The organism is Alloalcanivorax gelatiniphagus (assembly GCF_005938655.1).
Lineage (GTDB): Bacteria > Pseudomonadota > Gammaproteobacteria > Pseudomonadales > Alcanivoracaceae > Alloalcanivorax > Alloalcanivorax gelatiniphagus.
The window spans coordinates 79,459-97,863 of sequence record NZ_VCQT01000045.1 but is presented as its reverse complement, the minus strand read 5'-3'; the positions used below and the strand labels follow the sequence as shown (position 1 = coordinate 97,863).

Genomic DNA, 18,405 nt, shown 5'->3' with positions numbered 1-18,405 from the left:
GTTATTCAGCGCCTTCTGTTGAGTACCGCGACAGACCTCGTTGCCTGTGCCGGCACGGAGGCCAGCGATGCGATACCAGGCTTAAGCAATTTTCGCACCATCCATTTTCGAACAATTCACTTTCGAACAATTCAAGGTGCCGGTGGGTCGCGCGCGCTTCACCACGGCGGCCACCGCTGGAGATACTAGCACCACTAAATCGAAAAGGTACACCCCTTGAGGGCGGCGCCGCACCATCAGGTAACACAGTGCACCGCCATCGTGCTCACCGTCACCGGGTCCCACGACGCCGGCCGGTGTTTCAGCCGGCCAGTTCTTCGGAGCGCTCCCGGGCGGCCGCCACGGCGGCCTGCACCTGCTCGCGGAAACCGGCTTCCTCGAACACGCCAAGGGCGGCGGCGGTGGTGCCGCCGGGGCTGGTGACCCGCTGACGCAACACGTCCGGGCCCACCTCGCTGGTGATCGCCAGCTGGGCGGCGCCCCAGGCGGTTTGCAGTACCAGTTGGCGGGCGGTGGCCGGCGGCAGACCCTGGGACACGGCGGCGTCGATCAGGGATTCCATCAGCAGGAAGAAGTAGGCCGGGCCGGAGCCGGACACGGCGGTCACCGCATCCAGTTCCTTTTCCTCATCGAACCAGAAGGTGAGGCCCACGGCGCCCAGGATCTGGCTGGCCATTTCCTTCTGCGCGGCGCTCACGCCGGCGGCGGCGTACAGGCCGGTGGCGCCGGCCTGTACCAGCGCCGGGGTGTTGGGCATGCAGCGCACGATGGGCGCGTCGCCCAGCCAGTGGCGCAGATTCTCCACGGTGACGCCGGCGGCGATGGAGATGATCAGCGGCTGTCGCTCCTCGATCACCTCACGCAGGGCCGCGCAGGCGTCGCCCATCACCTGGGGCTTCACCGCCAGCACCAGCACGTCCACCCGGCGGGCCACTTCCAGGTTGTCCTCGGTGACATGTACCCGGTGCAGCTGGGCCACCTCGTCCAGGCGGTCCCGGGATGGGTCGCTCATCCAGATGCGCGCCGGGCGGATGCCCTTGGCGATCATGCCGCCGGCCAGGCTGTTGGCCATGTTGCCGGCCCCGATGAATCCGATCAGTTGCTGTGCCATAACTGCGCCATTCCTCTTGTCCGTCACGCCTTCGGCGGGCGTGGTCCGAACAGGGCGGTGCCGATCCGGACCAGGGTGGCACCCTCTTCGATGGCCACCGGATAATCCGCGCTCATGCCCATCGACAGGGTGTCGAGGGCCGGCATTGTATTGCGCAATTGTGACAGTGTCATGGCGAGCCGCCGGAAAGCGGCCCGGTTGCCGTCCTCGGCGTCGGCCCGGGGAATCGCCATCAGGCCGCGCAGGCGCAGCCGGGGCCACTCCTGGAACTGCTCGGCCAGGGCCGGCACCGCCGCCAGCGGCACGCCGCTTTTGCTGTCCTCGTCGTCCACATTGACCTGCAGGCAGACGTTGAGCGGCGGCAGCGCGTCCGGGCGCTGGTCGTTGAGGCGCCGGGCCACCTTGGCCCGGTCCACGGAATGGACCCAGTCAAAATGGGCCGCCACGTCGCGGGTCTTGTTGGACTGCAGCGGGCCGATGAAATGCCAGATCAGGTCCCGGCCGGCCAGGGCCGGCATCTTGTCCAGCGCCTCCTGCAGGTAGTTTTCGCCGAAGTGGCGCTGGCCCTGGTCCGCCAGGGCGGCGATTTCGTCGGCGCCACGGGTCTTGCTCACCGCCAGCAGCGTCACCGCCTCCGGCGGGCGGCCGGCGGCGGCGCAGGCGGCCTGGATTCGTGCGCGAATCGAGGTTAGCGGCGTCTCGGTGTCGGGCATCATTGAATGGCTTCCGGGGAGCGGTTAAGTTTAGGAAATTCTACTGAGAAGAAAAGTCATTCCAATGGATATCACCGAACTGCTTGCCTTCAGTGCCAAGAACGGGGCCTCGGACCTGCATCTGTCCGCCGGGCTGCCGCCGATGATCCGCGTCGACGGGGACGTGCGCCGGATCAACCTGCCGCCCATGGAACACAAGGAAGTCCACGCGCTGGTCTACGACATCATGAACGACAAGCAGCGCAAGGACTACGAGGAGTTCCTGGAGACCGACTTCTCCTTCGACGTGCCCGGCGTGGCGCGCTTCCGGGTCAACGCCTTCAACCAGAACCGGGGCGCCGGCGCCGTGTTCCGGACCATTCCCTCCAAGGTACTGACCATGGAGGATCTGGGCATGGGCAAGGTGTTCCAGAAGATCTCGGATTTCCCGCGCGGCATCGTGCTGGTCACCGGGCCCACCGGCTCCGGTAAGTCCACCACCCTGGCGGCGATGATGAACTACATCAACGAGACCCGCTACGAGCACATCCTCACCATCGAGGACCCCATCGAATTCGTGCACGAATCCAAGAAATGCCTGGTCAACCAGCGCGAGGTGCACCGCGACACCCTGGGCTTCGCCGAGGCGCTGCGCTCGGCGCTGCGGGAGGACCCGGACATCATTCTGGTGGGCGAGATGCGCGACCTGGAAACCATCCGCCTGGCGCTGACCGCCGCGGAAACCGGGCACCTGGTGTTTGGCACCCTGCACACCACCAGCGCCGCCAAGACCATCGACCGGGTGGTGGACGTGTTCCCCGCCGAGGAGAAATCCATGGTCCGCTCGATGCTCTCCGAGTCACTGCAGGCGGTGATTTCCCAGACCCTGATGAAGAAGAACGGCGGCGGCCGGGTGGCGGCCCACGAGATCATGATCGGCACCCCGGCGATCCGCAACCTGATCCGCGAGGACAAGGTGGCGCAGATGTACTCCGCGATCCAGACCGGCGGCTCCCTGGGCATGCAGACCCTGGACCAGTGCCTGCAGGGGCTGGTCCAGAAGGGCGTGGTATCCCGCGAAGCGGCCCGCGAGAAGGCGAAAAGCCCGGACGCGTTTTAACAGGGAAGCGACCCCATGGAATTCGAGAACCTGCTCAAACTGATGGTGCAGAAAGGCGGCTCCGACCTGTTCATCACCGCCGGCGTGCCACCCAGCATGAAAGTGCACGGCAAGGTGTTGCCGGTGACCCGCACCGCCCTGACCCCGGATATGACCCGGGATCTGGTGCTCAATGTGATGAGCGAGAAGCAGCGCAAGGAATTCATCGAGCACCATGAATGCAATTTCGCCATTTCCGCCCGGGGCATCGGCCGGTTCCGGGTCAGCGCCTTCTATCAGCGCAACCTGGTGGGCATGGTACTGCGCCGCATCGAGACCAAGATTCCCCAGGTGGACGAACTGCGCCTGCCGCCGGTGATCAAGGACCTGGCCATGACCAAGCGGGGCCTGGTGCTGTTCGTGGGCGCCACCGGCACCGGTAAGTCCACCTCCCTGGCGTCGATGATCGGCCACCGCAACAAGAACTCGAAGGGCCACATCATCTCCATTGAGGACCCCATCGAATTCGTCCACCAGCACCAGGGCTGCATCGTCACCCAGCGCGAGGTGGGCATCGATACCGACTCCTTCGAGATCGCCCTGAAAAACACGCTGCGCCAGGCGCCGGACGTGATCCTGATCGGTGAGGTGCGCAGCCGCGAGGTCATGGACTACGCCATCGCCTTCGCCGAAACCGGCCATCTGTGCCTGGCCACCCTGCACGCCAACAACGCCAACCAGGCCCTGGACCGGATCATTCACTTCTTCCCCGCCGACCGGCACGGGCAGCTGTACATGGACCTGTCGCTGAACCTGCGCGGCATCGTCGCCCAGCAGCTGATCCCCACCCCGGACGGCAAGGGCCGGCGCGCCGCCATCGAAGTGCTGCTCAACACGCCGCTGGTGTCCGACCATATCCGCAAGGGCGAGATTCACCTGCTCAAAGCGCTGATGGGCAAATCCCGGGAGCAGGGCATGCAGACCTTCGACCAGGCCCTCTACGACCTCTATGACGCCGGCGAAATCACCTACGAGGACGCCATCGCCCACGCCGACTCCCCCAACGACCTGCGCCTGATGATCAAGCTCGGCAACGAAACCGATGCCTCCAGCCTGGATCACGCCACCCGTGGCCTGAGCATCGAGGGCGACTGAGCCGGCACCGGTTTTTCCTTCTTTTACCTTTCTCCGCCGGCCCCCGCTAGGGCCGGCCACCGCGCCATGCTATGCCTGTACCCACACGCACCGGTCCGCCGTGCCCACGACCTCTTCACGGCCTTGGCGCCACGGTGGGCGGTGACGTCATAAACATTGGAAATGTGGAAAAGGAGAGCACCACCATGAACAAGTTCGCTTCCGCTCACTGGCAAGGCGATATCAAGAAGGGCAAGGGCACCATCTCCACCCAGAGTGGCGCGCTCAAGGAGCAGCCCTACGGGTTCAACACGCGCTTCGAGGACGAGCCGGGCACCAACCCGGAGGAGCTGATCGGCGGCGCCCACGCCGGCTGTTTCTCGATGGCCTTTTCCCTGCAGCTCGGCAACGCCGGCTACACCCCGGACAGCATCGATACCAAGGCCAAGGTCACTCTTGAGAAAGACGGCGATGGCTTCAGCATCACCAAGGTGCACCTGGATATGACGGCGAAGATCCCCGGCATCGACGACGACGAGTTCCAGAAAATCGCCAAAGCGGCGAAGGAAGGCTGCCCGGTGTCCAAACTGCTCAACGCGGACATTTCCCTGGACGCCAAACTGCAAAGCTGACCGACCCAGTGCCCGCCCGCCCCGGGCGGGCACTGACGACCATCGTGGTCAATCTCTCACAGCATCCGTAAGAGATCGCTGATCCCCCTGCCCGACGTTCCTCGTCACACTGACCGTTGCCGCTCCTGTCTCCACCAGGGGAATCCTCGGAGCACCATTGACAACCATCACGTGACGAGTTACAAATGATCCTGTCTTTCGCCGACAAAACCACCCGGCGCCTGTTTGAAACGGGCCGCTGCCTGCGGGTACCGCCGGATGTGGCGCGCCGGGCCGCGCGCAAGCTGGAATACGTGCACCTGGCCACCTGTCTGGAGGACCTGCGGGTGCCGCCGGGCAACCGGCTCCACCGGCTGGAAGGCGATCAGAAAGGACGGCACGCCATCCGCGTCAACGAGCAATGGCGCATCAGCTTTCGCTTTGACGGCGAGAACGCCCATGACGTGCTGTTCTGCGACTATCACTCATAAAACGCCGCCGGCGGGAGGCACCATGACCCTTTTCAGTGTCACCGGCATGCAGCGCCGCCCCACCCATCCCGGGGAAATGCTGCGCGAGGATTTTCTGCCCGACTATGGGCTGACGGTCACGTCCCTGGCCACGGCGGTGGGCGTGTCGCGGCAGTCCATCAATGAACTGCTGCGCGAACGGCGGGCATTGAGCCCCGAAATGGCGCTGCGCCTGGCCCGCCTGTTCGGCAATACACCGGACTTCTGGCTGAACGCCCAGCGGGCGGTGGATCTGTGGGACGCCGAACAGGCGATCCGTGACCAGATCGAAAACATCAAGCCGCTCAGCGCCGCCTGAGCAGGGCCCTTTGGGCCGCGATAACCGGTGTCGATTATCGCGGCTGAAGCCGCTCCTACCGCCAGATCCCGAGGACGAGCGCCCCCGGACTGCTTTCAGGCCGCGGGTTCGGCCAGGGTGCCGGCGCGGTAGTCGCGCAGGGCCTGTTCGATCTCTTCCTGGGTGTTCATCACGAAGGGGCCGTACTGGGCGATGGGTTCGCCCAGGGGCTTGCCGGCCAGCAACACCAGCCGCGCGCCCTGGTCGCCGGCGGCCAGGGTGACCCGGTCGCCGTCGTCGAGCACCGCGGTGTGCTCCGCCGGCACCGTTTCGCCGGCCACGCTCAGGCCGCCCTCGAACAGGTACAGAAAGGCGTTGTAACCGGCCTTGATCGGCACCGTGAGCGACTCACCCGGGCGCAGTTTCACGTCCAGATAAAGCGGGTCGGTGGCGCCGCCTTTCACCGGCGCGGTCAGCGTTTCCCCGTCCAGCACCACTTGGCCGGCGATGGCCTTCACCTGGCCGCCGCCGGGCAGATCGAGGCGCGGCATTTCCGTGTCGGCCACGTCCCGGTACCCGGCGGGCTTCATCTTTTCCCGGCCCGGCAGGTTGATCCACAGCTGGAAGCCGCGCAGCAGGCCGTCCTGCTGCTGGGGCATTTCCTCATGGATAATGCCGCGCCCGGCGGTCATCCATTGCACCCCGCCCTGCTTGAGATCGCCCTCGTTGCCCAGGTGATCGCGGTGCTTCATATGCCCTTCGACCAGGTAGGTCACGGTCTCGAAACCCCGGTGCGGGTGGGCGGGGAAGCCGCCGATGTAATCGTCCGGGTTATCCGAGGAGAAGGCGTCCAGCATCAGAAAAGGGTCCAGCCGCACCGAGGGGTTGTGGCCCAGGGCACGCTTGAGCCGGACACCGGCGCCATCGGACGTTTCCAGGGCACGGATGGTGTGCAGCACGCTTCGTTCTTTCATGGTTGCCTCCTCGCCCTACCGGGCATCGCTAGCGGCGCCGGCCTATTCAGGCGCCGCGTATTTCCCGCTCGCCCAGCCGCTCACGGCCATGGGGCGAGGTGAAATCCAGTTGCGGGCCAATCGAGATGATCCCGTGGGGGTTCACCGTCGGATGGCTGCGGAAGTAATGATGGCGGATATGGTCCAGGTGCACCGTTTCCGCCACGCCGGGCAGCTGGTACAGCTCCTTGAGCAGCCCGTTCAGGTTCGGGTAATCAACGATGCGCTTACGGTCGCACTTGAAGTGGGTGACGTAGACCGCGTCGAAACGCACCAGGGTGGTCCACAGGCGCAGGTCCGCCTCGGTGAGGGTGTTGCCCACCAGATAGCGGCTTTCGCCGAGCCGGCGCTCCAGGTCCTCCAGGGTGTCGAACAGGGCGGTCACCGCCTCGTCGTAGGCCTCCTGGCCGGTGGCGAAGCCGGACTTGTAAACGCCGTTGTTCACATGGTTATAGACCGGATCGTTGATCGCCTCGATGGCCTCGCGCAGGTCCTCGGGGTAATAGTCCCCGGGCCGCGCGCCCAGATCATCGAAGGCACCGTTGAGCATGCGGATGATGTCCGCCGACTCGTTGCTGACGATGGTCTCGCGCTCCTTGTCCCACAGCACCGGCACCGTCACGCGGCCGGTGTACTTGGCGTCCGCCTTCAGATACAGCTGATAGAGCTTATCCAGGCCGTACAGGGCGTCGCCGGTGGCACCGTCGAAGTCATCGCGCAGCTCCCAGCCGTTTTCCAGCATCAGCGGGTGCACCACGGAAACGCCAATGTGCTCCTCCAGGCCTTTCCAGGCGCGCATCACCAGCGCCCGGTGGGCCCAGGGGCAGGCGAAGGACACGTACAGGTGGTAGCGGCCCTTTTCCGCCTTGAAGCCGCCCTCACCGGAGGGGTCGGCGGCGCCGTCGGCGGTGACCCAGTTACGGAACTGGCTTTCCGAACGCTTGAAGCGCCCGCCGGTGCTCTTGGTGTCGTACCACTTGTCCTGCCACTGTCCGTCGACCAGCAGTCCCATGTCGTTTTCTCCTGTCCGTGTCGGCTGTCGTCTGTCTCTCGTCTGTCTGTCCGGGCGGCCCGGCGCCCCTGGGCTCAGGCGGCGGCGGTGTTCAGCGCCTCCAGTTCGGCGGCGATTTCCGCCTCGGCCCGGGCCAGCGCCTGGTGCTTGACCTCGTCGCCCATGTTCAACCCTTCAGCGTAAATGAAACGCACGTCGCGGATACCCATGAAATCGAAAATCTGTTTTACGAACACCGTGGTGGTCTCGTAGGGCTGGCCGGCGTGCACGCCGCCGTGGGCCGCGAACACCCGTACCGGCTTGTCCTCCAGCAGACCCACCGGCCCGGTGTCGGTGTACTTGAAGGTGATGCCGGCACGGGCGATATGATCGATCCAGGACTTGAACTGGGTGGGCGCGGCGAAGTTGTACATGGGCATGCCAATCACCACCAGATCCGCATCGCGCAACTCCTGAACGAACTCCTCGGAGCGCGCCAGCACCGCCTTCTGGGCCTCGTTGAGCCCGTCACTGAAGCCGCGCAGGGCACCGGCCCGCTCCAGGTCCAGGTGCGGCACGCCGTCGTTGACCAGATCCCGGACCACCACCTCGGTGCCCGGGTGGTTGGCGCGGTAGCCGTCGATAAAGGTCTGGCTGAGGCGGCTGGAAGCTCCCTCGGCACCGAAGACGCTGGTTTGCAAGTACAGGATGCGGGTCATGGCCGGTTCCCTTAAAGGTCGTGATGATCCATTGTCTTTTCTGTTCATCCGATATAAAACGGCACATACCTGTGCGATATGGCCAACTGATTCGATATGTCGACCAAAATCACCCTGGACCAATGGCAAGCCCTGATCGCGGTGGTGGACGAGGGCGGTTACGCCGCCGCCGCCGAAGCGCTGGACAAGAGCCAGTCGGCGATCAGCTACGCGGTGCAGAAAATCGAGACCGAGCTGGGGGTGCGCGCCTTCGCCCTGGAGGGTCGCCGTGCGCGGCTCACCGAAACCGGCCATTTGCTGTACCGGCAGGCCAAGGTGCTGCTGGAAGAGGCCGGCCGCATCGAGAGCAGCGCCATTCAGTTCGGCCACGGCTGGGAGCCGCTGGTGCGGGTGGCCGCCGATGGCCTGTTTCCCCAGACCGTGGTGCTGTGCGCGCTGGTCCGGCTGGCGGAGGAAAGCCCGCTGACGCGGGTGGAGTTCCAGGAGACCATTCTGTCCGGGGCCGAGGAGGCGCTGCTGCGCCATGAGGCCGACCTGGCGATCACCGGCCGGGTGCCGCCCGGTTTCATGGGCGACCATCTGATTCGCATCCGCTTCGTGGCGGTGGCGGAATCACACCATCCGCTGCACGATCAGGGGCCACTGAGCCTGGACGACCTGCGCCCGCACCGGCAGCTGGTGCTGCGCGATTCCGGGCGCCAGCGGGTGGATTCCGGCTGGCTGGGCGCGGAGAAGCGCTGGACCTTTTCCCATAGCCACACCCGCCGCCAGGCGCTGCTGCGCGGCCTCGGTTTCGCCTGGGTGCCGGAGCCGGAGATTGGTGATGACCTGGCCGCCGGCACCCTCAAGCCCCTGCCCCTGGCGGAGGGCGTATACCGCTACCAGGACCTCTACATGGTGTACGCGGAGGGCCAGTACGCCGGCCGGGCGGCCCGTTTCCTGGGCGAAGGCATCAAGGCCGGGCTGGCGGAGGACGACGACGCGGCCATCGCCTGAGCGGCGGCGGACGCGGGTCGCAAAGGCGGGCCACCACCATTGACGCGCCCCAGTAGCGGGCGCCTTATACTGAAAACACTGTTTTTTCTGGAGGATCACCATGCGCTGGATTGCCCTGTTTCTCGCCGTGACCCTGGCCGGCTGCGTGTCCCCGGTGGTGGTGGACCACCGGGCCGGCACCGATTTCGCTGATTACCGCAGCTACGCCATCGACCCGCCGCCGGACGACCAAGAGGTGCTCAGCCTGGACGGCCAGCGGGTCCAGCAAGCGCTGCGCCGGGAACTGGCCGGCCGCCCGCTGACCAGCGCCGGCAAGGACGGTGCCGACCTGCTGGTGCGCTACCGGTTCGTGCCGGTGGAAAAATTCCAGGGCAACACCCTGCAGTTCGGTTTTGGCTGGTTCGGCAATGGCTATGGCCTGTCCACCAGCACCCCGGTGGAGGGTGAAACCTACAAGGAATACAAGCTGCAGGTGGCGATGGTGGACCGGACCACCAAGGACGTGATCTGGGAGGCCACCAGCCGCGACACCCTCCACGAGGAACTAAGCAGCCAGCGGCGCGCGGAGCGCATCGACAAAATGGTGGCGGAAATGCTCAAGCGCTACCCGCCGGCGGCCAGCTGACCCGCACCCGCAGGCCGCCGCCCGGCGCCCTGTCCAGGGCCACCCGGCCATCGGTACGCGCCATGATGGTGGTGACGATGGCCAGCCCCAGGCCACGGCCACCGCCATGGCCGCGCCAGCCCCGCTCCAGGGCCCGGCGGCGCTGTTCCGGAGTCAGGCCGGGCCCCTGATCATCAATGCACAGCCCCACGCGGCCATCGTCCAGCGGCGCCAGGCTCATCACCCCGCCTTCCGGGCTATGCCGCACCGCGTTCTCCAGCACGTTGCGCAGCACGATGCGCACCAGCCCGGCGGGCGCCGCCGGCACACCGGCCAGGGCCTGCCGCCGCACGCTCAGGTTGCGTTCCCGCAGCGCCCCCGCCAGCTCCTCCAATACCCCGTCCAGCACCGTGTCCAGGGACGCCCGGTCCGCCGGGGCACTGCGCTCCCGGGCCAGGGCCAGCAACTGGTCCAGGCTGTGGCCGAGCCGTTCCGCCGCCTGTTGAGCCGCGTCCCGGGCGTGCTCCGCACGGGGCCCCTCGGTGCGCTGCGCCACCTGCAGCTGGGTACGAATCGCCGCCAACGGTGTGCGCAATTCGTGGGCCAGGTCGTCGGTGAGCCGACGCTCCCGATCCAGGGCCTCCCGTTCCCGGCCCAGCACCTGGTTGAGCGTGGCCACCATGGGTTCCAGTTCCACGCCCCCCGGCGGCGTGGCCACCGTCCGCCGGTCGCCGGCATCGCGGCCGGCGAGCTGGTCGCGCAACGAGGACAGCGGGCCCAGGGCCCGGCCCACCGCCCACCAGACCAGGGCCAGGCTGGCCAGCAGCCCGAGGGACAGGGCCGCCAGCAGCACCAACGCCACCTGATGCATAAAGCCGGTGCGCCCGGCCATGCGTTCGGCGGACGCCACTCGCAGATCGCCTTGGGTCACCGTGAACACCCGCCAGAGTTCGCCGTCCAGACGGCGCTGGCCAAAGCCATCCCCATCCAGCGCCAGGCCGCCCTCCGGGGCCCCGCTGGAGCGGGCCAGCAGTTCCCCGCGCAGGCCGCTCACTTCGCAGGCGATGCCCCGCAGGGGCAGCCGGCCGCCTTCCGCCAGGGCCGCCGGCACCGCCGCGCCGGCGTCCACCAGCGACGCCACCATGCGCGCCGACGCCGCCAGCCGCTGGTCGAGCACCGCCGCCACCCGGTCGCGCACCTCGTGGTGCAGCCACACCGCCAGCACCAGCCACAGCACCGACAGCCCCAGGCCCAGCCCCAGCAGCAGGCGGCCACGCAAACTGGCGGGCGCCAGCCTCACGGCGGGGCCCCCAGACGGTAGCCCTCGCCACGCACGGTCTCGATCAGCCCCTCGCCGAACTTGCGGCGCAGGCTGTGGATGTGCACCGCCAGGGCATTGCTCTCCACGCTCTCGGTCCAGCCGTAGACCCGGTCGGCCAGTTCGTCGGCGGTCAGCACCCGCCCGCGGGCGCCGAGCAGCGCCTGGAGCAGGGCCCGCTCCCGGCGCGTCAGGGCCATTTCCCGTTGATCCAGCCAGACCTGTTGGCGGGCCGGGTCGAAGCGCAGCCGGCCATACTCCACCAGCGGCGCGGCGCGGCCCTCCGCCCGGCGCAACAGGGCGTGGACCCGGGCCACCAGCTCGTCCAGATCAAAGGGTTTTTCCAGGTAATCGTCGGCGCCGGCGTTGAGCCCGGCGACCCGGTGGGCGACGCCATCCCGGGCGGTGAGCACCAGCACCGGCTCGTCCCGGCCCCGGCGGCGCCAGTGGCGCAACAGGGCGAGGCCGTCCCGGTCCGGCAGCCCCAGATCCAGGATCACCAGATCAAAGGCGGAGCCGGCCAGCGCCGCCTCGGCGGCGCCGGCGTCGGGCACCCAGGCCACGGAAAAACCGTGCACCTCCAGGCCCGCCTGCACGCCGTCGCCCAGCAGGGCATCGTCTTCCACCAACAGAATGTGCATGCTTGCTCCCGCCGTTCACCGTTGCCGCCACCCTGGGGCGCCAGAATTAACCCGGCGTTAATCATCGGCGGCCAGCCTGTCCCGAACAACCGCTCTGGCCACACCATCGACGGGCCCGCGCGATACGAAGCCGATGCAAGGCCAATGCAAGGCCAATGCGAGGAGAGAACCGACCCTGATGACCGCCTTGAACCTGGGCCCGCTGGCCCTGCCCCTGGCCCTGCTACCCTGGCTGGCCGGCGTGATCGCCGCCTGGGCCCTGGCCGCCTGGCGCCGCCGGGCCCGGCCGGACGCCGAGCCGGTGCTCAGCTGGATGCTGTTCAGCGGGCTGATCGGCGCCCGCTTGGCGTTCGTGCTCCGCTACCTGGATCAGTACAGCGGGCCGCTGGCCATGCTGGACATCCGCGACGGCGGGTTCTGGTGGCCGGGGGCGGCCCTGGGGGCGCTGCTGGGGCTGGCCCTGGCCCGCTGGCGCGGTCATGGCAAGGCGCTACCCGAGGCCGGACGGATCGCGGTGGCCGGGGCGGTGGTGACGCTGCTGGTCACGCTGGCCCTGAAACCCCTGCGCGCCGGCGACGCGCCGCTGCCCGACGTCACGCTGTATGCCCTGGGCGGCACCCCGGTGACCCTGGCGGAGGCCACCGGCGGCCGCCTGACGCTGATCAATCTGTGGGCCAGCTGGTGCCCGCCCTGCCGCCGGGAAATGCCGGTGCTGGAGCAGGGCCAGCGGGATTACCCGGCGGTACGTTTCCTGTACGCCAACCAGGGCGAAGGCGCGGACACCGTGCGCCGCTATCTGAGCGCCGAGGGGCTGCGGCTGGAACGGGTTTTGCTGGACCCCCACCGGGATCTGGGCCGAGACCTGGGCGGCGGCCTGCCGACCACGCTGCTGGTGGACCCCCGGGGCCGGGTGGTGAACAGCCACCTGGGCCCGCTGTCGGCGGCCAGCCTGCGCCACTTTCTAAGTTCCCATCTTCCATCCGACCAGGAGTAAACCGTGCCATTATCCCGTTTTTATTACGCCCTCAAGGTGTTGCTGATCGCCCTGCTGGGCACCGGCCTGGCCCAGGCGCAGGACGAAACGCCCGCTGAGCGGGCGGCGCTGGAGCAAAAAATCTTCGACGTGCTGGAACAGAGCCACTGGGTGGCGGAGGGCGCCGAGGACCCGGACCGGGTGGTGTACACCTTCACCGACCTGAAATGCCCCTATTGCGAGCGCCAGTGGCGCGACATGCGACCGCTGCTGGCGGACCCGGACAACCGCACCCAGGTGCGCCATGTGGTGGTGGCGGTGCTACGCCCGGGCAGCTACGGGGAAGGGGCGGCGGTGCTGGCCGCGGACGACCCGGCGGCGGCGCTGGCGCAGGGCGAGAAAGGCGAATTGAAGCCGCTGGACCCGGTGCCCGAGGCGGTGGGCCGTCAGCTCAGGGAGAACAACGCGCTGATGCGGGAGTTCGGCATCCGTGGCACCCCGGCGACGATCTTCCGGGACCGGAACGGCAAATTGCAGTTCGCCCCCGGGGTGCTGCAGCCGGAGACCCTGCGCGGTCAGGTGTTCCAGCTTCACTGAGCAACCGGCGTCTCCATTGAGGGCCGGCGGCCCTCAGTCGCTCAGCCAGCTGACCTTGCCCTGGCAGACGGTGAGTTTCACCGCGCCGGGCAGGCGGCTGTGCAGCCAGGGGGAGTTGCGGCCGGCGGACAGCCAGTGGCTGGACAGGGTGCGGCTCTCGCCCGCCGCCAGCACGCACAGGCTGGCCGGCCGGCCCGGCTCCAGATGGCCGGCCTGGATGCCCAGGCAGCGGGCCGGCGCGGCGGTGACCGCCTCCAGCGCGCGGTGCAACGGCAGGGCGCCATCTTCCACCAGCTTGAGCACCAGCGGCAGCAGGGTGTCCAGGCCGGAGATGCCCGGCCGGGTGGCCGGGAACGGAGCGGTCTTGCTGAACGAGCCGGAGGGCTGGTGCTGGGAGCACACCGCGTCGATGGTGCCGTCGGCCACCGCCGCCAGCAGGGCTTCCCGGTCGGCGGCGCCGCGCAGCGGCGGGATTACGTGGCAGTGGCTGTCGAAGCCTTCCAGGGCGGACTCGTCCAGCAGCAGATGGTGAATGCTCACATCGGCGGTGACCGGCAGCCCGCGGGCCTTGGCGGCGCGCAGCAGCGGCAGGGATTCGCGGCTGGAGATCTGCTGGAAGTGGGCGCGCACGCCGGTGGCCTCCACCAGCAGCAGGTCCCGGGCCAGCTCCACGGATTCCGCCACCGCCGGAATGCCGGGCAGGCCCAGACGGGTGGCCACCGGGCCGTCGTGGGCGCAGCCACCGGCGGCCAGGGCCGCGTCCTGGGGCCGGAACATCACCGGCAGATCAAAGGTGGCCGCGTATTCCAGGCCGCGCTTGAGCACCAGGGCGTCGGCCACCGGCGCGCCGGCCTGGCCCACGGCGATGCAGCCGGCCCGGGCCAGGGTGGCCATCTCGGCCAGTTGCACGCCATCCAGATGCTGGGTCAGGGCGGCCACCGGCAGCACCCGGGCAAATCCGGCCTGGCCGGCCTGTTCGCGGATCAGCCGCACCACGGCGGTGGAATCCACCGGGCCGCAGTCCGGCTGGGCGGCCAGGTGGGTAATGCCGCCGGCGGCGGCGGCGCGGGTTTCCGAGGTCACGTCACCGGCGCGGCCGCTGTCCGGCAGCGACAGGTGCACGCAGGCGTCCACCAGGCCGGGGATTACCCACAGGCCCTCGGCCTCCACGATCTCCGCGCCGGGGGCGTCCAGGCTGGCGCCGATGCGCACCAGACGGCCGTCTTCCACCAGCAGGTCCGCCACCTCATCGCGGCCGGAAGCCGGGTCGATCACCCGGCCCTTGCGAATCAGCAGATGCGCCTTAGCGGCCATGGTCTTCTCCCTGCTCCGGGTTCTGGCTGCTTTCCTGGCCGCTGATGGCCATGGACATCACCGCCATGCGCACGGCGATGCCGAAGGTCACCTGGTTGAGAATCACCGAGCGCGGGCCGTCGGCCACCTCGGAGGCGATTTCCACGCCCCGGTTGATCGGCCCCGGGTGCATAACGATGGCATCCGGTTTGGCGTGGCGCAGTTTTTCGTTGTTCAGGCCATACAGGCGGAAGAACTCCGCCTCGCTGGGCAGGAAGGCGGAGTCCATGCGCTCCTTCTGCAGACGCAGCATGATCACCACGTCCACGTCCCGCAGGCCCTGGGCCATGTCGTTGAACACGGTCACGCCGAGGCTTTCCGCGGCCACCGGCAGCAGGGTGCGCGGGCCGATCAGGCGCACTTCCTCGGCACCGAGAATATTGAGCGCGTGAATCTGCGAGCGGGCCACCCGGGAGTGCAGCACATCACCGACGATGGCCACCCGCAGGCCGTCGAAGCCGCCCTTGTAGTGGCGGATGGTGTACATGTCCAGCATCGCCTGGGTGGGGTGCGCGTGGCGCCCGTCACCGGCGTTGATCACCGCCACACCGGGGGTCACCTCGTTGGCGATGAAGAACGGCGCCCCGGAATCCTGGTGGCGCACCACGAACATGTCGGCGGCCATGGCTTCCAGGTTGCGCAGGGTGTCCAGCAGGGTTTCGCCCTTGCTGGTGGCGGACTTGGAAATATCCAGGTTGAGCACGTCGGCGCTGAGCCGCTTGGCGGCCAGTTCGAAGGTGCTGCGCGTGCGCGTGCTGGATTCGAAGAACAGGTTCACCACCGTCTTGCCGCGCAGCAGGGGCACCTTCTTGATGGCGCGCCCGCCCACGTCGACGAAACTGGCGGCGGTGTCCAGCATGTCTTCCAGCAGGGAACGGGAGAGATGTTCGACGGAAAGAAAATGTCGCAGCTTTCCGTCATCGGTGAGCTGCACGCGGGAGGAGGGCGGCGGCGCAAGCGTCATTCGTCAGCCTTTACGGGGATCTCTATCACCTCCGCGACCAGAGGCGCGGGCCCGCGTAATTCTACCCGTTGATGGGGCGGCAATGCCAAAGTTTCCCCGCAAATATCCGGGCGAATCGGTAACTCTCTGTGACCGATATCAAACAACACCGCCAGGCGGATCGAGGCCGGCCGGCCATAATCGAACAGTTCGTTCATGGCGGCCCGAATGGTGCGCCCGGTCATCAACACGTCGTCCACCAGCAGCAGATGGGCGCCATCCACCTCGAACGGCAGGTCCGAGGGCTTCACGGTGCGCTTGAGCCCGCGGGTGTCGAAGTCATCCCGGTAGAAGCTCACGTCCAGGGAGCCCAGCGGCGCCGGCGATGCCAGCCGGGCATTAAGCGCCTCCGCCACCCAGGCCCCGCCGGACTGAATGCCCACCAGCGCCGGCGGCGCCTCGCCATATTCGTCCGCGAGCTGCTCGGCCATGGCGGCCAGGCGCGCGTCGATCTCCGCTTCGTTCCAGCGCAAGGGTGTCTCCTGAAGGTGGATGGCATCGAACCGGCGTAGAGTAGCAGATCACCGGCGCCGGCGGCATGGGCGCCGCCGGTTTTGCGAGTCGCGTCCGGCACCCGGCGGCGAACTGGTTTAAACTCGCCCCCCGGTCACCGGCGGCGCCCCCGGCGTCGGGTGACGGCTTCCCGTGGGGCGATGTCGCCACGGGCATTATGGACGAGAAAACGGAAACAGGAATGACGATGAAACGCTTCATGAAAGGCATTGCCGTGGCGGCCCTGGCGGCCGCGATCACCCAGCCGGTTCAGGCCTTCAGCCTGAAAGGCGCCATGGACTCCGCCAACAACGCGGTGGATCAGGCACAGAAGAAAGCCAACGACGCCACCAGCCAATCCCAGCAGGCGATCGACGGCGCCACCGGTGACTGGAAACTGGCCGGCGACACCGCCACCATGGTGAACGACCTGTCCAGCCAGCTCGGCGTGTCCAAACAACAGGCCGCCGGTGGCAGCGCCGCCCTGTTCTCCCTGGCCAAATCCCAGCTGTCCGGCGACCAGTTCGGCGGCATTACCAGCCAGGTGTCCGGCCTCGGCGGCCTGCTGGGCGGCGGCGAGCAAGGCGCCAACGGCGGCATGCTGAGCGGCGTGCTCGGCAACGTGAAAACCCTGGCCGGCGTGCAGCAGGCCTTCAGCGCCATGGGCCTGAGCCCGGAAATGATCGGCCAGTTCACGCCGATCATCACCCAGTTCCTGGGCAACCAGGGCGTGGCCAGCCCGGTGATCGGCGCCCTCCAGAACCTCTGGGCCCCGGCCACCTGAGCCTGACGCCGCCGACGCCCTCAGCGGCGCCGGCGGCTTGCCTTGAGCCCGCGCTTCAGCCGCTCCGCGGCGTCCGCCCGCGCCAGGAATTCCACCGTCTTGCCGACCTTGTGCGGCACCAGAACCTCCAGCTCCTCCAGAACGCGCAGGTCCGCGCGGGCCGTGTTCTCCGACACGTCGAACAGGTTCTTTACCTCCTTGGCGGTGTAGCCCACCCCCGGATTCTTCAGTGCCTGCCGTAACAACATGCCCTGGCGATGGTTCAGGCGGCGCCCGATGCCCATGTCCGCCAGCCAGTCCATCAGCTCCAGATACTCCCGCCGTCTGGTCCGCACATACTCCAGAAAAGCGTCCATGGCCCGCTGAATGACCCGCAGTTGATAGACCACGAAATAGGTCAGGTCATTGTCGTCCGTTTCGGTGAACAGATAGGCCTCTCCATACTGAATCGGCGCATCCTTGAGCAAGGCACTGATGGAGATGTACTCGAACGGCCAATAGCCGGTTTTCAACATGTACCAATAGAACAATGCCCGGGCGGTACGGCCGTTGCCGTCCACGAACGGGTGCTCATAGCCGACCATGAAATGCAGGATGATCGCTTTCACCGCAGGGTGAATAAAGGCACGCCCTTCACGGCCATCATGCTGTTCATTGGCGAAGCGACACACTGCCTTGAGCCGGGCGGGGAGCTGATACGCCGGCGGCGGTTGGTGGGCCACGTCGCCATCCCGATCAACCACCACGTCGTCGTTCTGACGCGGCTCGCCGGGCACCACCCCGGCCTGAACCGTCCCGTGGGTGGCCAGTTCATGGAAGCGGAACATCAACGCCAGATCCAGGGGTTCGTCGCGGGCCCGTTTGGCCTCTTTCATCAGCAGGTAGTTATTGAACACCATGCGCTCATCCTCGGTGCGGGGCGAACGCTCGCGGATCAACATATCCCGCGCCACCTGACGGGTGGTGGCGGCCCCCTCCAACTGGGCGCTGGAAATCGCCTCCTCCATCATCAGGGTTTCCACCAGGTACTGCTCACGCTGGCCATGGCTGGACAGATCGAACCCGCCCTCCCTCAGCGACGGCGCGCAAAGCCGATCGATGGCATGTAGCGTGCCGGCCATGGCGTCGGGGGTGCAGAATTGAAACGGTCGCCCGTCCGCCGCGCTCAGACTCACCGGTTTGAGCAGACTCTGGCGCGCCATCTTGATCGCCACCCAGGACGCCTCCTTGTCCACCGAGGCGGGCAGCCGGCGCCGCAGATCATGCCAATGCAGGTAAAGACCTTTTGCGTCGACCGTGCCGTATTGGTCCATGGCGGCCAGTACAGCCTCAGGTTTTCTGGAAAAAACCGCAGCTTTATCAGGTGGTTGCGCGATCCTTGCCATATTCAACTCAATTTTCGGAAAATTGAGTTGAATATGCTCGCTCAGTTCGGAAAGATCAAGATAGGGCGACGGCGACCCGAGG

21 protein-coding genes are annotated in these 18,405 nt (G+C 67.3%); 10 read left to right on the top strand and 11 right to left on the bottom strand.

The genetic code is table 11. The features are described 5' to 3' along the window. Nucleotides 1–301 precede the first annotated feature (301 nt). Nucleotides 302–1,111 (bottom strand): pyrroline-5-carboxylate reductase, encoded by an 810-nt coding sequence (gene proC / locus FGS76_RS16175; RefSeq protein WP_138773683.1) that lies wholly within the window; start codon nt 1,109–1,111, stop codon nt 302–304. Between the two features lie 23 nt (nt 1,112–1,134). After that, the gene (locus FGS76_RS16170; RefSeq protein WP_377899274.1) at nt 1,135–1,827 is read right to left on the bottom strand and encodes a YggS family pyridoxal phosphate-dependent enzyme; all 693 of its coding nucleotides are present in this window, start codon (nt 1,825–1,827) and stop codon (nt 1,135–1,137) included. Between the two features lie 61 nt (nt 1,828–1,888). On the opposite strand from FGS76_RS16170, the gene FGS76_RS16165 reads away from it, so the two are divergent. The 5 genes from FGS76_RS16165 to FGS76_RS16145 all read left to right on the top strand — a co-directional run bounded on the left by FGS76_RS16165 (nt 1,889) and on the right by FGS76_RS16145 (nt 5,475). Then, complete coding sequence (locus tag FGS76_RS16165) at nt 1,889–2,923, top strand: type IV pilus twitching motility protein PilT (protein WP_138773682.1); 1,035 nt, start codon at nt 1,889–1,891, stop codon at nt 2,921–2,923. A gap of 15 nt (nt 2,924–2,938) precedes the next feature. Beyond that, entirely contained in the window at nt 2,939–4,057 is a 1,119-nt protein-coding gene (locus FGS76_RS16160) for a PilT/PilU family type 4a pilus ATPase (RefSeq protein ID WP_138773681.1), read from the top strand. A gap of 185 nt (nt 4,058–4,242) precedes the next feature. After that, on the top strand, nt 4,243–4,668 hold the full coding sequence (locus tag FGS76_RS16155; protein WP_138773680.1) for an OsmC family protein: 426 nt from the start codon (nt 4,243–4,245) through the stop codon (nt 4,666–4,668). 185 nt (nt 4,669–4,853) lie between these two features. Further along, nucleotides 4,854–5,138, top strand: coding sequence for a type II toxin-antitoxin system RelE/ParE family toxin (locus FGS76_RS16150; protein WP_138773679.1), 285 nt, complete (start codon nt 4,854–4,856; stop codon nt 5,136–5,138). A gap of 22 nt (nt 5,139–5,160) precedes the next feature. Beyond that, nucleotides 5,161–5,475 carry a HigA family addiction module antitoxin gene (locus tag FGS76_RS16145; protein WP_138773678.1) on the top strand — a complete coding sequence of 105 codons (315 nt, stop codon included), beginning with the start codon at nt 5,161–5,163 and terminating at the stop codon, nt 5,473–5,475. Nucleotides 5,476–5,570: 95 nt separating this feature from the next. On the opposite strand, the gene FGS76_RS16140 is transcribed toward FGS76_RS16145, so the two are convergent. From FGS76_RS16140 to FGS76_RS16130, 3 genes are all read right to left on the bottom strand, one after another. Further along, nucleotides 5,571–6,428, bottom strand: a complete 858-nt coding sequence (locus FGS76_RS16140) for a pirin family protein (RefSeq protein ID WP_138773677.1) — start codon at nt 6,426–6,428, stop codon at nt 5,571–5,573. Between the two features lie 46 nt (nt 6,429–6,474). Continuing rightward, on the bottom strand, nt 6,475–7,479 hold the full coding sequence (locus FGS76_RS16135; protein WP_138773676.1) for a glutathione S-transferase family protein: 1,005 nt from the start codon (nt 7,477–7,479) through the stop codon (nt 6,475–6,477). Nucleotides 7,480–7,553: 74 nt separating this feature from the next. After that, nucleotides 7,554–8,177, bottom strand: a complete 624-nt coding sequence (locus FGS76_RS16130; protein WP_138773675.1) for an FMN-dependent NADH-azoreductase — start codon at nt 8,175–8,177, stop codon at nt 7,554–7,556. A gap of 96 nt (nt 8,178–8,273) precedes the next feature. Here FGS76_RS16130 and FGS76_RS16125 point away from each other — a divergent pair, with 96 nt between their 5' ends. Further along, nucleotides 8,274–9,173, top strand: coding sequence for a LysR family transcriptional regulator (locus FGS76_RS16125; RefSeq protein ID WP_138773674.1), 900 nt, complete (start codon nt 8,274–8,276; stop codon nt 9,171–9,173). Nucleotides 9,174–9,273: 100 nt separating this feature from the next. Continuing rightward, nucleotides 9,274–9,798, top strand: coding sequence for a DUF4136 domain-containing protein (locus FGS76_RS16120; RefSeq protein ID WP_138773673.1), 525 nt, complete (start codon nt 9,274–9,276; stop codon nt 9,796–9,798). Here the strand turns inward: FGS76_RS16120 and FGS76_RS16115 are convergent. Both FGS76_RS16115 and FGS76_RS16110 read right to left on the bottom strand, forming a co-directional pair. Beyond that, a complete protein-coding gene (locus FGS76_RS16115; protein ID WP_138773672.1) occupies nt 9,770–11,077 on the bottom strand; it encodes a sensor histidine kinase in 1,308 nt (435 codons plus the stop codon). The two genes, FGS76_RS16120 and FGS76_RS16115, sit on opposite strands and share 29 nt — an antisense overlap. Continuing rightward, on the bottom strand, nt 11,074–11,736 hold the full coding sequence (locus FGS76_RS16110) for a response regulator (protein ID WP_138773671.1): 663 nt from the start codon (nt 11,734–11,736) through the stop codon (nt 11,074–11,076). The genes FGS76_RS16115 and FGS76_RS16110 overlap by 4 nt, the downstream gene beginning before the upstream one ends. A 178-nt stretch (nt 11,737–11,914) precedes the next feature. Between FGS76_RS16110 and FGS76_RS16105 the strand changes: the two genes are divergently transcribed. Further along, a complete protein-coding gene (locus FGS76_RS16105; protein ID WP_138773670.1) occupies nt 11,915–12,730 on the top strand; it encodes a TlpA family protein disulfide reductase in 816 nt (271 codons plus the stop codon). A 3-nt stretch (nt 12,731–12,733) separates the two neighbouring features. After that, nucleotides 12,734–13,306, top strand: coding sequence for a thiol:disulfide interchange protein DsbG (dsbG, locus tag FGS76_RS16100; RefSeq protein ID WP_138773669.1), 573 nt, complete (start codon nt 12,734–12,736; stop codon nt 13,304–13,306). 33 nt (nt 13,307–13,339) lie between these two features. Here dsbG and FGS76_RS16095 read toward each other — a convergent pair whose 3' ends face one another. Genes FGS76_RS16095 through pyrR form a run of 3 tightly spaced genes read right to left on the bottom strand, consistent with a single transcriptional unit; the run spans nt 13,340 to nt 16,135 of the window. Then, nucleotides 13,340–14,620, bottom strand: coding sequence for a dihydroorotase (locus FGS76_RS16095; RefSeq protein WP_138773668.1), 1,281 nt, complete (start codon nt 14,618–14,620; stop codon nt 13,340–13,342). Continuing rightward, complete coding sequence (locus tag FGS76_RS16090) at nt 14,610–15,623, bottom strand: aspartate carbamoyltransferase catalytic subunit (RefSeq protein WP_138773667.1); 1,014 nt, start codon at nt 15,621–15,623, stop codon at nt 14,610–14,612. The genes FGS76_RS16095 and FGS76_RS16090 overlap by 11 nt, the downstream gene beginning before the upstream one ends. Next, complete coding sequence (gene pyrR, locus FGS76_RS16085) at nt 15,620–16,135, bottom strand: bifunctional pyr operon transcriptional regulator/uracil phosphoribosyltransferase PyrR (RefSeq protein WP_170214498.1); 516 nt, start codon at nt 16,133–16,135, stop codon at nt 15,620–15,622. The genes FGS76_RS16090 and pyrR overlap by 4 nt, the downstream gene beginning before the upstream one ends. A 221-nt stretch (nt 16,136–16,356) precedes the next feature. On the opposite strand from pyrR, the gene FGS76_RS16080 reads away from it, so the two are divergent. Next, the gene (locus FGS76_RS16080) at nt 16,357–16,938 is read left to right on the top strand and encodes a DUF2780 domain-containing protein (RefSeq protein WP_240692575.1); all 582 of its coding nucleotides are present in this window, start codon (nt 16,357–16,359) and stop codon (nt 16,936–16,938) included. Between the two features lie 20 nt (nt 16,939–16,958). Here the strand turns inward: FGS76_RS16080 and FGS76_RS16075 are convergent, their stop codons facing one another. Beyond that, on the bottom strand, nt 16,959–18,251 hold the full coding sequence (locus FGS76_RS16075) for a Fic family protein (protein WP_170214497.1): 1,293 nt from the start codon (nt 18,249–18,251) through the stop codon (nt 16,959–16,961). Nucleotides 18,252–18,405 lie beyond the last annotated feature (154 nt).